We start from the raw sequence: 15031 nt of genomic DNA on the forward strand, positions 1-15031 counted from the left end.
AAGCTTTCAACATGCACTGACCGTTATACCAGTCTGTGCGCTTGTTGGCAGTGTGCTTATCTATCTGATTCATGTACGTGTGAAAAATCGAATATCCAACCACTCTCTCAATTTGGATACTCTTTCTGGAACTTAATTGAGAGAAACACGCTCTGCGGAATAAAGTCCATGGATTCGAAATGGCGAATACAGCGCCAATTAAGATTCCCTGGACTCGCTAGCCGCAAATCAGGGTTTTAAATCATTCTCTGCGATTTGCACTATATTCAATTCAATCTTCCGGGCAATCACATCAAGGTTTAATCCGTTATCGCACACCTTAAAAGGATCCTCCAACTCCTCAGAGAGAATTTCCAAACCTAATAAAACATAAACGATCATGACCATCATGGGAATGATCAAAATCCCGAAGGTCTGGACCCATCCAAAAGGGAACATTAACGAATAAAACAACAATGCCTGTTTCACAAAAAAGGCAAAAGCAGGAGGAACCCGGGTGTTTGCTATACGTTCACAGCCTCCGGACATATCAATTAAAGCAGCCAAATGCTGATCCAACTGATTGCATTGTTCCGCTCTGTCGCGAGTGCCATTGCGTAACGAGTTGATGATTCGATACATGGGCTGAGTTACCAAAAGAACAGGTTGTTGTGATTTAAACTCCGTAATACCTAACTCGCTCAACTCATCCTTTAACAATTTGGTATCATTGCGTAAATTGGCTTTGATAATGACCGGCAATTTCTTTAACAAAAGGTAAAAATCAGGATGCTGATTCAATCCAAAAAAAGTATCAAATTTTAATCCCAGGTTTCGACTGTTGTTGACAATAGATCCCCAAAGAGTACGACCTTCCCACCATCGTCCATAACTGCTGTTGACTCTAAAGCTGATAATGATGGTTAAAATAAAACTGAAAATTAAATGAAATTGCCCCAGATCATAGCCCGAAGCATTTTTAAACCAAATGCCGATCACTATGGCATAAGCCGTCAAAACCAGCATGATGGGCATCAGTTTTTTAAATACTTTTTCTTTATAAAATAAAAATAAATGCGGCACCCAAGCTAAAAGAATATGGGATTTTTTACTCATAGACTCTCCAGACGATTTCAAGAGACACTCACCAGAATTTTATTATCTGGGTAATATAATGAATAATCAATTAGTTAGCATGAGAAACAAGCACCCAAAAATACATTCAGGTGCCTGAGATTAATAATTCAACGGCTCTAATCATTTTGGTGGCACATTTTAAATTGTGCCGCGATTTTATCTTCCAGTTTTTTCATCATATTCTGAAGTTCGGTTTTTTGATCGGCGCTAAGAACAGAATATATCTGCATTTTGGTCATGATTTTCGTTTTAATCATGGAACCAATCAATTTTGCTTTTTTATCAATCAACTCATCAAGAGCAGATTGGTCGAACTTGGTGGCATTAATTTGTTGTTCGATTTGCGCATCCAAAACACTCATTTGAGTACCAAAATCCTTCATTGATGCCTGTTGTTGATCTAACATAGGTTTAATTTTAGCCTTTTGCTCATCATCCAGTTTCAACGATTGCAACATGGATTTTAAACCTTCCCCACACCCCCATGAATCTGAAAAGGAGGATTGACTCAAAACCATAGAGCAAACAAGTGCGGCCATCCATAGAAATTTTTTATACATGATGTATTCCCTAATTATTATTGAAACTCGTACTGATTATAGACGCTTTTAAAAAAATATGACTGACTGATAAAACGTTTAAAATTGAAAAATGATTTTGTTAATAAACAAACTACACTAAACTAAAATAAATTAGAAAATAAATTATTGACTTTAACGTTACGTAATCCCTTATCGTGTGCCTGGTCGATAAGAGGAGCTTAAAATGCAATACACAGTAAAAAAATTAGCTGAGCTTTCAGGAGTTAGTGCTCGCACTCTACGGTTCTATGACGAAATTGGTCTACTCAAACCCGCTTTTTATGGCGAAAATCAATATCGTTATTATGAAGAAGAACAACTGTTAATGCTGCAGCAAATATTATTTTTCCGTGAATTGGGTTTTCCTCTGAACGACATACAACGGATTATCAGTAGTGATGATTTCGATAAAATCGAGTCATTAAAAACGCATAAATCCATTCTGCAATCAAGTCTTGAACGAACAGATCAACTCATCAGGACTATTGATAAAACCATTTCACATATAAGGGGTAAATTTACCATGCGTGATAAAGAACTGTATGACGGCTTTGACCCTGCAAAGCAAAGAGAACATGAGCAATATATGCTGGATAAGGGTACGTTAACTCAAAAAGATATTGATGAAAGTTGGAACAACGTAAAACATTGGGGCAAGAATGACTGGGAACGATTTAAACAGAAAGGTGAAGATTTAAACGTGGCATTGGTCAACGCCTTAACGCATCATTTAAAACCTGAGTCCGATGAGGTACAGAAATTAATTCAAACTCATTATTCTTGGGTAAAAACTTTTTGGACCCCCAATCATGACACGTACCTTAGCTTGGGACAGACCTATCTTGAACATCCGGATTTTCGAGAGTTTTATAATCAATATCATCCTGATTTAGCTTCATTTTTAGTCAAAGCCATGAAGATTTTTGCCAGGCAAAATCTGTCTTAATAGAACGTAGAGTTCTTGGCGTCATCCCGAATGAAAAAAGGCTCTTCTGAGTGAGGTACTATGCCTCAATCAGGAGCTACTTCACTGTGTTCAGGATGACGTCATTCATTTTGTAACTGACAAAATTTAAACCATCACTTATCAATTAAATTCAGGTACATCGTTTAATTGCGGCGTATCTTTTATTGCTCGATCAGGATGTATACTCTGCCGTGCTGGTCTGAATAAAGTACCTAAATAACCCATAATGCCTCGACGAGAAGGAATTTGCAGCTCCTCAACTTCTTCGCTTTCATGCACTTCAGGAGCTGGATACAATTGATCCTGCACCATTCTGAATCCCGAGAAAATACTCTTAAGTACAATAGGTAGAATCGATAACATAAGAAGCATGGTCGTCAAATTGGTAGATTCTCCTGCCAGAGCATAGTTAGCCAGTGACTGAACAACAGCAATCAACATGACTACCCCCATGGATTGAGTAATAAATTGAGAGGCGCTTATATTCTGATTATCCATAGGTAAATCGGTACTTTGATTAATTTCATAAAATGCAATCCACAACCACATCAAATCAAAGGCAACGCTGAACCAATGCTGCTGATACATTTCCTTAACATCAGTCACTCCAACAGCATGAGCTAATTCAAAACTCATTTTTCCACTTTTAAGTGCCAAAGCCAGACTGGGTTTTTCCTGCGAATTAGCCAGAGGAGTAAATTGCTGCGTAAACAAACTATCGGGAAGATGAATATCAAATAACTCATAAAAGGATTGTTTCGATCCAAAAAGATGACGCAGTTGCTCATCGCTTATATTGGATAAGGAGTCAACACCAGGCGCAAAGGTATTGTCATCAGAATAATGAGCAATGACTACATCTGAATTTTTCATCATCATAACGTCGTTAGTACCGTCCCCATTGGCCACGACAAAGAACTGATTGTCCTTGAGGAATTGGGCTAATATACCTTTTCCTTCAGTACTCATTTCAGCAAAAATAATAACCGGCCGCTTCGCTTTCTCCCTGGCTAACAATTGCTTGAAGTGGGAAAGAACAACAGGATTGATGCCAGAATAGATGATCGTGGAATCAGCAGGAATAGCTTCTTCATCCAAAGCGTCTAGATCCAAATGCGCCACACTATCCGCACGAATTGACTGAATTTTTTTCGCAAAGGAAGGACATAAAACTCGGGCTATATTTTCCGCAGCCTTGGTCGTATCACCCGTTGCCACAAAAACAGGAACCTGAATGTCCCGGCATTGTCCGATAAATCGTTCTGCTCCTTTTTTTACCGGGTTATCAATAATGAAGGTCACATAATGCCGCATGTTTTTTATTATTTCAGGATGATTCAGAATAAACGCTTCAATGTCCTTTTTATTATCCTCATCAAATAATTGCTTTAAGCACAACAACTCCTGTTCTGAAATAGGCGTTCGAGCGATACACCAGTCTCGAGATAACACTCCCGTTCTACTTTGCATTGCTGAATAATGCTGCAATAAGGTACTGTTATTAAATGCATCTTGCTTTGGCACACCACAAAATACCAGATAATGGGCTTTACCTTCATCAACCAAAGTTAAACGTCCACCGAAAGTACGATATAAACCAAGATGAAAGGTTTCAATTTCCTTCTCTCTGCCCTCAACAGTAATGATTTTCTTAAAGTGGTTATTGCCCAGGATGGTGACCTGCAAACACTGCTCATTGTGTACTAATGACTTGAATAAGTGCAAAATTGAATGTTCTTCAGGTTCCAACTCTTTTTTGTTATTGGTAAATGCACTGGCAAACACCTCAAACGATTCCCGTTGTAAACTCTCTTCCGGAAGTAGCGGCTCTTTTGTCTCGCTTAAGAACTGCTGAACCTGTTCCGGCATCCCCATAGTCCACAGACCCAGAATGTCCATTTTAGTCGTAGTCAACGTCCCGGTTTTATCAGAAATAATCGCTACACCATTAGGAAATCGATCATGATAATAACCTCCGAGAGCATTACATAAATCCACTATTCTGAGCGCATCAATCGTTTCAAAGGGTTTATCACCCATGTTTTTATTCAGTTTTTTCATTAATCGACTGTTTACTGCATCACGTAAGAATGCCTCAGAAAAAGGAATCATGGTTTGAAATAAAGTAAACATTAAACGCAAGGATTCAGCTGGCAGAGTAGTGATGTCTCTTTGTAAAAAACCAGCCATAATGATGGATGCCAGAATTGAATGTAAAACACTTCTTTGCTTGCGTTCAGCGATGATTTGATTAATCACTGATTTTTTCTCATATCCACCGCTGAGCAATAACTCGTTCTCTGGTTTTATCTGTATGAACATATTATCATTCCCATACAGATTCAATTTATCACCAACCAATACACCAGCCTGCTTTCCATCATGAATGGCATGTAAATCAACTTTACTGAATTTACTGGTAAAATCGGGTTTGGATAAATGCTCTATCCAGACGTCTTCCCCGTTCTGAGCCCTCAGATTGACACTGAATTTTCTTTGCTCCGGAATTTCTAAAAAATGCCCTTCCTGGTTTCTTTGTAATGCAATAAGTTCTCCAGACAAAGGCACTGAGGACAAATCAACGCGCTCATCACAGTAAACCAAATCGCCCGTTCTCAAACGAAATCTTGGTATTTCAACAAATACAGCTCCATGAGAAGTAAATCGGAGTACCTTGTGGACAGTATTATTGTAGTCGTAATCCTGTTTGAGTTTTTTTTGCTGATCAAGCAATTTTCGAATCGTTGCAGGAGTTAAGTCGGCTAATAACGCAGGAAGATTTCTGAATTTCTGAACAATACGCTCCGCATTGAGAATATTATGTGAAATTAATCCTAACTGAAACAGACGAGAGCTGGACATCAATTCAGAGACCAGAAAATGATTTATCTGAAAATAAAGATTGGACAATGGGGTTAATCCACTGCTTATCACTGCAGTATCAGATCGCTGTGCCCCTTGACCGTATTGGTACCTGACCAATACCTCCTGCAGCTTTTGTGTCAGAAAAGCAATACTGCTTGGTACGACCAGAGCGCTGGTAACTAAACTGGCAACAAAAGCATAGCCCTCTGATAAAGAATCACCTATCATCATTCGGGTGCCGCTGAAAATCGAGCTGTACAGATAGGTAATTGCTACCACTTCACTAGCGACAGCAGCAGAAAGTCCTGCTGTTGTTTTAAATTCAGTTTCCGTAATACGTTGCATCGCGCAATAACCTAATATTGCCGCACCAAAAAAGAATTTGTAAATAAAATCATATTCAGGAACACCGGTTTGAAATTCACTGACTCCTCCCATGACGTATTCACCGATGACTAGAGCAGCTCCTGATGAAATTACAGGCCATATGTATTTTTTGAAACTGGTGAAATCCATTGAATCTAATGAAAAAGTCAGTGCCAGAGTTTTGTAAAGCTCTGATGCCCGGGTCGTAATAAAATTACCTATCCCTTGAATTGAGCTTCTTAGATAATACGTTCTATCAGCCTCAGCATTCAGAATAAAGCGACTCGCAAGTGCACGACTGTGCGTAGCATTAGGTGGTGATGCCCTCTTTGGCCCTTTTTCGATCAGTTTGTCATGATACATATCTTTAGTCCTTTATTTGATCGCCAATCTATTTATTTGGTATTTAGCTTCTTTCAAGCTCAGATTGATTAATAACTTATTCTGTGTACAAGGTTCAAGATGTATTGCAAAATAATCATATAATTTCTAATTCATTCATTAGCCAACACAACGCTCTTTACTTTTCCCTGAGTGAGGAATACGATTTTTACACACGACCCTACACTTTAGGTCAATGATGTGACAAAAAAAGGAACTCTATGATAGTCTTTTTATTTGGTTTACCCGGAGTAGGGAAAACCTACATTGGTCAACTCATGGAACAAGAGTCTGGGGCATGTTATTGGGATGGCGACGAGGCTTTAACTGACGAAATGAAACGGGCAGTCCGCGAGGAACAACCCTTCACACGTGAAATGACAGCCCAACTAAGCACAACAATCGCTAATAAAATAAAAGAACTCAAGAAAAACAACCCATTGATTATTGTATCTCAGGCCATGCTACGTGAATCCGACAGACAATGGTTCCTTGCCGAATTCGAGGATCTCCATTTTATTTATGTGCGCTGCGAACAGAAACAAACCAGTATGAGAATTGCAAAACGTGATGATTTCGTTACCGTGTCGTATTTTGAAAAGCTGATTCATGCTTTCGAACCCCATCGTAAAGACGCAGAATCCTATCCAACCATTGATAATTATAAAAAGACCGATGAGGAACTCATCACCGCGTTTAATCAATTAATAAGCATCCCAGCCAAGTTTGGATGGCAGCTGGAGTTCTTTGCCGATGGAATAGAACAAAAAAGGGAATTAATACATCCTGAGGTTTCTGCAGTAAATAAAGCGTAATTACTTAATAAAATAAACCAAGCAACTCATAACAAAACAATTCAGGCTCTAAAGAAGCATGAGGATAATGACATGATTTCATTGAGTGATTTCACCCAAATACAGTTTATTAGCGCAATGACACTGGCCATTATTTACAGTTCTTTGTTACTCCTTGAATACAAAAAGCCCCTAAGAAAACCAGTCAGACGATTAATGGATCGCTGGATTGTTAACTTTGCCTTCACCATTCTGGTTTATTTTAGTGCCAAAATATTTATTGTCCCAGTAGTGCAATTCACAATCAACCTCACCCTCTCTCATGACTTTGGGTTGTTGTCTTTGTTCCCCTCCAACACCCTGATCCAATTTTTATTAGGGTTTATGTTAATGGATTTAACTTTTTATTATTGGCATAGACTCAATCATGAAATCCCCTTGTTATGGCGATTTCATAATGTTCATCATGCCGATCCGGATTTGGATGTAACCACATCCATGCGCTTTCATGTGGTTGAAATTGCCTACTCCAGTGCATTCAGATTAGTTCAGTTAACCTTTATTGGCATCGATCCTCTGACATTCCTATGTTATGAATTTATTTTTCAAGCCAGCACCTATTTTCAACACAGCAATACACGCCTTCCTTTAGGATTCGAGCAAGTACTGAATAAAGTGATTGTCACGCCAAGAATGCATGGCATCCATCATTCAAACTATATGGACGAAACAAACCGTAATTATGGGGTGGTATTTTCTTTTTGGGACAGACTGCATAAAACTATAAAACTGAATGTGTTTCAGAATTCGATCACCATCGGGGTTCCTGCTTACCTGCAGAAAAAGGACAATAAAATCATTAACTTGTTGCTCATGCCTTTTATTGCTCAACGTTCTTACTGGCGTTTAACTAATAAATCCTATCTAAACCGTCCCGCTGAGCAGTTAAATAAAAATACGGGGCAACTATCAGAATGAATTAAAATCCAATCATGGCTACCCAATATCCATTCAAATCGTCAGGCTTCTTAACATCAAAGCAGCCAGCCTATTCTTTGTCGCGCTGATGAAATAAATAATACAATCCAGGTAAGACCAACAAAGTCAGACAAGTCGAAGAGATAATGCCTCCAATGACTACAGTTGCCAGAGGTCTTTGAACTTCGGCTCCCGTTCCAGTCGCTAAAGCCATAGGAACAAAACCCAGAGAAGCCACCAGGGCAGTCATCAGTACGGGACGTAATCGGGAGATTGATCCCTGCAGAATTGCCGTCTCCAAACCAAGATGCTTCTGTTCACGTAATTTAGTAATAAACGTTATCATGACCTGACCATTTAATACCGCCACCCCGGACAAAGCAATAAAACCAACCCCGGCTGAAATAGATAACGGAATCCCTCGTAATAACAAGGCAAACACTCCTCCGGTTAGCGCCATTGGAATACCGGAATAAACCAGCAAAGCATCCCGTGCACTGCCAAAGCTCATAAAAAGCAAAAAGTAGATGACCAGCAAAGTGACCGGGATTACCAGAGCCAATCGTTGTGATGCTGATTCCATCTGCTCAAACTGACCGCCCCAGGCTATCCAATACCCACTTGGTATCTTGACGTTCTGTTCCACACTCAATTGTGCTTCATTAACAAAAGAACTTAAATCCCGATCTCGCACATTAACGCTCACAACCACACGCCGTTTTCCATTTTCACGGCTGATTTGATTGGGACCCTCACTGCGTATTAACGCCGCTACTTCGCTAAGTGGAATAAAATGCCGCTCTCCATCCTTGGCAAGAGGTAAGGGGATGAGTATTCTGCGCAGCACCTGGGGATCCGTTCGTAATTGTTCGGGAAGACGCACCACTAAATCAAATCGCTTGTCCCCCTCAAACAGTTCGCCACCTTTTTTACCACCAATCGCGATGGCAATAGCATCCTGCACGTCAGCAATTTGCAATCCGTATCGCGATAACGCATTTCGATTGATCGCCACGGTAAAAAGTGGCAATCCATCCACTTGTTCCACTTTAATATCCGCAGAACCCGGTATTTTTTTTAATTGCTCGCTAATAGACTCGGCAATCGCCGTTAAAGTGCTCATGTTATCGCCAAAAATCTTTACTGCAACATCACTGCGCACACCGGAAATCAACTCATTAAAACGCATTTGGATGGGTTGGGTAAACTCATAATTATTGCCAGGTATTGCCTTCACGCCCTGTTCAATTTCCTGCACCAGTTGTTGCTTGCTTTTTTTAGGATTAGGCCATTGACTCCGAGGTTTCATAATAATAAAGGTATCTGCAACATTGGGGGGCATAGGATCAGTAGCAATTTCAGCTGTTCCTATTTTAGAGAATACACGCTCTACCTCCGGGAACTGACTGATCTGTTCCTCAACGAGATGTTGCATGGTAATGGCTTGCTCCAATCCGGTTCCTGGAATACGCATGGCATGCATGGCAATATCCCCTTCATCCAGGCTGGGAATAAACTCACCTCCTAAATGAAAGGTCAGCATCAGACTCACGACCACCAGAATCAGTGCTGAAATCAGTACCTTAACTCGCTCACGGATACAGACAGCTAATATTGTCTCATATCCTTTTGTTAAATAATGTACCAAAATGTTGTCTTTTTCCTGAACCCTGCCCCTGAGAAAAATCGCAATAGCTGCCGGCACAAAAGTAAGGGCAAACACCATGGAGGCCAACAGTGCGATAATCACCGTTTCCGCCATAGGCAAAAACATTTTCCCCTCAACACCAGTCAAGGTAAGAATAGGCAAGTACACTACAGTAATGATGAACACACCAAAAATACTGGGGCGAATGACTTCAGTGGTCGCCTCAGCAATCACCTGCAGACGTTCTTCCAAATTAAGAGCGCGTTGAAGCTCTTGCTGAGCATGACCTAAATGCTTGATGCAATTCTCAACAATGATCACCGCTCCATCAACGATTAAACCAAAATCAAGAGCGCCAAGACTCATTAAATTGGCACTGATCTTATTACTGACCATTCCGCTAATGGTTAATAGCATGGATAAAGGAATAACCATCGCTGTGATCAAAGCAGCTCTTATATTACCGAGAAAAAGAAATAAAACGATGCACACCAGCAAAGCACCTTCAAGTAAATTATTTTTTACTGTGTTAATCGTCGCGTTGACCAGTGTTGTGCGATTATAAACAGGCAGGGCCTCGACTCCATCAGGTAAAGAGGTATTAATCAATGTCAATTGCTTTGCCACACGCTGGGCTACAGTCCTGCTGTTTTCCCCCATCAGCATAAAGACGGTACCAAGAACCACTTCTTTAGCATTTTGTGTTGCAGCACCGGTTCGCAATTCCCTACCCGGTTTTACCTCAGCCACATCAAGTATACGAACGGGAGTGCCTTCGAAACTCGCAATCACTATATTATTTATATCATCCAGATTTTGAACTTGACCGGGTACTCGAATAAGGTATTGCTCCCCATTTCGCTCAATATACCCTGCACCTATATTGGCATTGTTACGCTCCAAAGCAGTAATCACCTCTTTGAAGCCAAGATGATAACGCACCAGCTTTCCTGGATCAGGGGTAATATGAATTTGCTTTGTATATCCACCAACCGTATTGACCTCAGCAACACCGGGAACGTTTCTTAGTTGCGGTTTAATGATCCAGTCCTGGATAGTGCGCAGCTCAGTAGAACTGAATTGTTTACTGGCTGGAGTCCCTGGTTTGTTATTCACGGTATACATGAATATTTCACCCAATCCGGTAGAAATAGGACCTAATTTGGTTTCTGCTTCAGGAGGTAACTTGTTTTTAACTTCCTGAAGTCGTTCATTGATCAGCTGGCGGGCAAAATATATATTAGTACCCTCCTTAAAAACTACCGTGACTTGTGAGAGACCATAACGGGATAAAGAACGGGTGTAGTCAAGATTCGGGATACCGCTCATGGCAATTTCAATCGGAAAAGTAATCCGCTGTTCCACTTCCAGTGGAGTATACCCTATAGCTTCTGTATTGATTTGAACTTGAACGTTGGTAATATCAGGAACAGCATCAATTGGAAGTTGCTGAAAATTATAAACCCCAAGTCCGGCAATAATCAGAGTAAACAACAAAACCAACCATCGGTGCTTCAGGGAAAAATGTATGATGCGTTCAAGCATTCTGGCTCCTTAATGATCGTGGACAGCGCCTTCTTTTCCAATTTCCGCCTTGAGGAAGAAACTGTTGTCACTGACATAGTATTGTCCTGGTTCAAGACCCGACTTTATTTCTACCCATTGATCATCTTCCTCACCAAGAACTACAGGTGTCGCTTCAAAAAAATCACCTTGCTGAACAAAAACCACATCTTTATCCTGCATTCGTTGTAATGCCGTATGAGGCACGGCAACCGGAACTGTTTTTTTCTCAATCGTAATAACTGCATTAACATACATTCCCGGTAACCAGCTACGCTCTGTGTTAGGCAATATGGCTCTGGCCAGTATCGTTTGACTGTCTTCAATGCCTAAAGGAGAAATATAATTAATAATGCTTTGAGATTGTGGTTTTCCTTCATCGCCGGTAACCAGCACGTTCATTCCTTGTTTGACCAAAGGGGCATCTTTTCGGTAGAGGGTTAGATCTGCCCATACATTGGCCAAATTAGCAATGTCATAAATGGGCTTGTCCCCCTTGGCTAACTCACCCGTAGTAGCATATTTTTGCACGACCGTACCTGAAATTGGGGCAAGAATGGAGTAATTTTGTAAACTTTCATTACTTTCAATGATCACCAATACTTCACCTTTAGTGACTTCATCACCCAGATTTTTGGTAAGCGATTTAATAATACCTGAATAACGAGGATATACAGGTGCCATGGTGTCGCGATTAGGCGTTATTTTGCCAACCACCTTTAATTGTTTTTCCAGGGTGACACTTGCTGCCTGTGCGATTTTAATTTTTGCGGCCTTAAGCAGGGCAGGAACAATTTTGACACGTCCTTCATAACTGGAGTAATTCCAACTGTATTTCTTGCCCTGATAATTTAAAACGATGGTTACATCAAATGAATGAGGCTCCCGGATAGTTTGTTCGCTTTGCAAGAAATCATTAATCGGCTTAAAGGTAACGATTTCCACTTGATGATTAAAGCGTTTCAGTTGAACTTCCAATTGACTCTGCTCTGGAGAAACAAGCACACCATTTTGATAAATATAGGCACGAAAATGCGGTGACATAGCTTGTTCAAAAAGGCTTAATTCCAATGCAACGGAATCCTGTTCCAATAGACGGCCTCCGTGCTCCCCTTTAACCGCATCCGAAGCCTGATGCCCAGCGTCATCAGCCCATATGGGACTACAAACCAGACTCAATAATAGAATGACCCATTTAATCCATTGCATTTTACATGATGATACGTTCAAGTGTTCTCCTTAATAACTATCAAGGCCTAAAAGGCCGACTATAGTCAATAACGCTTTATGATAATCTGCATGAGCCTGTTGGTAATGGCGTTCTTCATCAAACAAGGCATTCAATGCCGTACTTAACTCGATATAAGTGTAGCGTCCCATTTGATATCCTTCCTTGGCTACCTGCAGGGATTTGCGTGCCAAGGGCAACAGTGACTCAGTCACCAGATTGACTTCAAAAAGTCCTTGTTCTGCCCGCAAATAGGCCGTATACACGTTTTGTCTTAATTCAAGTTGGGCTCCCTTCAGATCATGGAGGGCTTGAGTAAATTCTGCTTCCGCAGAATAAATTTTACCCTGATTCCGGTTATGAATGGGTACTTGGGAGGATGCTGAAAAAACCGCGGCATTACTCCCGTCATCTGAAAAATGGCGTCCCCCCAATTGAATATTTAAATCAGGCCATATATCTTTTTTAACAGAGAGAATCGCTGCACGTTTTGCTTTAACAAGAAGATGTTTTTCAATTAACTGAGGACTTTGCGGCAATTTTTTATCCAGTTGCGGCCATGTCCAATGAGTATGTTGTAATCCTTCATCCGTCAATTTTTTATCGACCCGTAACTCGCTTCCTAAATACCTGGCTAAACGGGCACGTTGCATTAATGCATCTCGACCTGCTTTCATTTTTTGAATACGTGCTTCCCCCAAACGAACCTCCGCCAGACGTAAATCAAGCACAGCTCCTGCACCTGCTTCAACACGTCGCTGAATGGCCGAGACAATATCAGCATTCACCTGAACTAATTTTTTGGTAACCAAATGCCATTGATCCGCATATAAAGCATCAATGTAGGCATTTCCTACCGCGTTAAAAAGTTGAAATTTATTGAGTTTGATGCGTGCCAGTGAAGCCAGGTAATCGGCATAAGTTAATTTTTGTAAGTACTTTAAACGATGCCCTAATGGAATAGGCTGAGTGACGGATATGGTTGTCTCGGCGGACTCATAACCGGAGTACTGGCCTGACCCGCCCATATTTTCAGATGTAAAAGTTAATTGAGGATTAGGATACAATTTACTCTGAAGAAACCGCCCTTTCATTGCATTGGCATTATCCATCTCGGCTTGTAATTCAGGGTTATTTTGATAAGCAAGAGTTAAGGCTTGTTTAAAAGTCAGAGTGGTATTCGCGTGAATACTCTGAACCATCAGACTGAATAAAATCATCATGACATATAATAAAATGCGCATTCCCTGTCCTATAACCGTAACCCATTAAATCAAATAACAACCTAATTCAGAATTTGAGACCTTAGTTAGCTAAAATATATAGTTTCATATTATCATCCGGTTGCCTATCCCCAAAAAGCCAATATCACCGTCTTATACCATTAAATTGTGGTTAATCCTGAACCCAATTTATGGTATCGTATGCAACTCACAGCAAGCTCCAATAAAATGACTGGCAAATAACGTGTTAAAAAACCTGTTTCATATAAAAAATTGGCAATCAAAATATCATTGGAAAATAGTATTAGCCTCCCTGTTCGTCACGTGCATCCTTTTTTTTATTGGCAGACAATTCATTCATTCCGCAAAACAAACACAGACGCCACCAAATAAACTGGTTGAAGTTGAAACCGTCACCGCACAAAAACTGCAACACAGCATACGTCTTTTAGGCACCCTGCACCCCAAGCATACTACAGTATTAGTTTCCAAAGGGAACGGGATGCTGGATGAACTAATCCCTACCGGCCAAAAGGTAAAAAAAGGGACATTAATCGCCAAAATTGATAACCCCGAAGTTGAAAAGAATTTAAACCTGTCAATCAGCACCGAAGCCTTGGCTAAAACGCAATTTGATCGATTTAAACCTTTACTGAAGACTAAATTTGTCAGCCCAAAGGAAGTCGAAGAGAAAAAACAGGCCTGGCTGGATGCTCAAAAAGAATTATCAAAAGCCAAAATTGAACTGGATAACCTGCGTTTCTATGCACCTTTCGATGGGATCATAGGAGCCTATAAAAAACGGGAAGGATCGGAAGTCACTATTGGGGAAGCTGTCGTTTCCATTTATGATCCCAGTTCCCTGGTTGTCGATTTTGATATCCCCTGCAGCAATCTGACTGAAATCCATGAAGGACAACCAGTACGGATTCTTGGCAAAGAATACCCTTTATCTCACTTCCAAAAAATGATTGATGAAACCACGCACATGTGTCCTGCTGACGTTGATATTCAGTGTGATAATTGCCTCGTTGGTGCAACAATCAACGTTGACTTGATTGTTGCAGAAAAAAGCAACACCATTGTCATCCCAACTCAAGCCCTGTTTCTCAGAAAAAGCCAACCCTTCGTCTACATAGTAGAAAATGATAAAGTGGTTCTGTTGCCTGTAAAAACAGGTCTGCAACAAGAAAACAGTATTGAAATTACTGAGGGATTAAAAACAGGGCAACAACTGATCATTAAAGGACACGATCGACTCTATCCTGAAATGATGGTAGAGATCCATCAACCCTCCTCTGAAGTACGCCACGGCTAATAA

General features: G+C 40.5%; 10 protein-coding genes. 4 read left to right on the forward strand and 6 right to left on the reverse strand.

The window, feature by feature from the left end; genetic code table 11:
- Positions 1-228: 228 nt before the first annotated feature.
- Both G543_RS0109240 and G543_RS0109245 read right to left on the reverse strand, forming a co-directional pair.
- Positions 229-1095 (reverse strand): bestrophin family protein, encoded by an 867-nt coding sequence (locus tag G543_RS0109240; RefSeq protein ID WP_028384273.1) that lies wholly within the window; start codon positions 1093-1095, stop codon positions 229-231.
- Positions 1096-1232: 137 nt separating this feature from the next.
- Positions 1233-1676: a Spy/CpxP family protein refolding chaperone gene (locus tag G543_RS0109245; RefSeq protein ID WP_028384274.1), complete on the reverse strand. Its 444-nt coding sequence runs from the start codon at positions 1674-1676 to the stop codon at positions 1233-1235.
- 205 nt (positions 1677-1881) lie between these two features.
- Between G543_RS0109245 and G543_RS0109250 the strand changes: the two genes are divergently transcribed.
- Positions 1882-2643, forward strand: coding sequence for a MerR family transcriptional regulator (locus G543_RS0109250; RefSeq protein WP_028384275.1), 762 nt, complete (start codon positions 1882-1884; stop codon positions 2641-2643).
- Positions 2644-2784: 141 nt separating this feature from the next.
- On the opposite strand, the gene G543_RS0109255 is transcribed toward G543_RS0109250, so the two are convergent.
- A complete protein-coding gene (locus G543_RS0109255) occupies positions 2785-6258 on the reverse strand; it encodes an HAD family hydrolase (RefSeq protein WP_028384276.1) in 3474 nt (1157 codons plus the stop codon).
- A gap of 239 nt (positions 6259-6497) precedes the next feature.
- On the opposite strand from G543_RS0109255, the gene G543_RS18415 reads away from it, so the two are divergent.
- Together G543_RS18415 and G543_RS0109265 are read left to right on the forward strand one after the other, a co-directional pair.
- Positions 6498-7091 (forward strand): AAA family ATPase, encoded by a 594-nt coding sequence (locus G543_RS18415; RefSeq protein ID WP_051190660.1) that lies wholly within the window; start codon positions 6498-6500, stop codon positions 7089-7091.
- A 72-nt stretch (positions 7092-7163) separates the two neighbouring features.
- Entirely contained in the window at positions 7164-8048 is an 885-nt protein-coding gene (locus G543_RS0109265; protein WP_238584766.1) for a sterol desaturase family protein, read from the forward strand.
- Between the two features lie 70 nt (positions 8049-8118).
- Here the strand turns inward: G543_RS0109265 and G543_RS0109270 are convergent, their stop codons facing one another.
- From G543_RS0109270 to G543_RS0109280, 3 genes are read right to left on the reverse strand one after another with little or no spacing between them, the layout of a single operon-like run.
- Positions 8119-11241, reverse strand: a complete 3123-nt coding sequence (locus tag G543_RS0109270) for an efflux RND transporter permease subunit (protein ID WP_028384278.1) — start codon at positions 11239-11241, stop codon at positions 8119-8121.
- A gap of 9 nt (positions 11242-11250) precedes the next feature.
- A complete protein-coding gene (locus tag G543_RS0109275; protein ID WP_028384279.1) occupies positions 11251-12468 on the reverse strand; it encodes an efflux RND transporter periplasmic adaptor subunit in 1218 nt (405 codons plus the stop codon).
- A 30-nt stretch (positions 12469-12498) separates the two neighbouring features.
- On the reverse strand, positions 12499-13731 hold the full coding sequence (locus G543_RS0109280) for a TolC family protein (RefSeq protein ID WP_028384280.1): 1233 nt from the start codon (positions 13729-13731) through the stop codon (positions 12499-12501).
- A 223-nt stretch (positions 13732-13954) separates the two neighbouring features.
- Here G543_RS0109280 and G543_RS0109285 point away from each other — a divergent pair, with 223 nt between their 5' ends.
- Positions 13955-15028, forward strand: coding sequence for an efflux RND transporter periplasmic adaptor subunit (locus G543_RS0109285; RefSeq protein WP_081675657.1), 1074 nt, complete (start codon positions 13955-13957; stop codon positions 15026-15028).
- The last annotated feature ends 3 nt before the right edge of the window (positions 15029-15031 follow it).

Origin of the sequence: Legionella moravica DSM 19234 (assembly GCF_000423305.1) — a bacterium.
Classification (GTDB): Bacteria; Pseudomonadota; Gammaproteobacteria; order Legionellales; family Legionellaceae; genus Legionella; species Legionella moravica.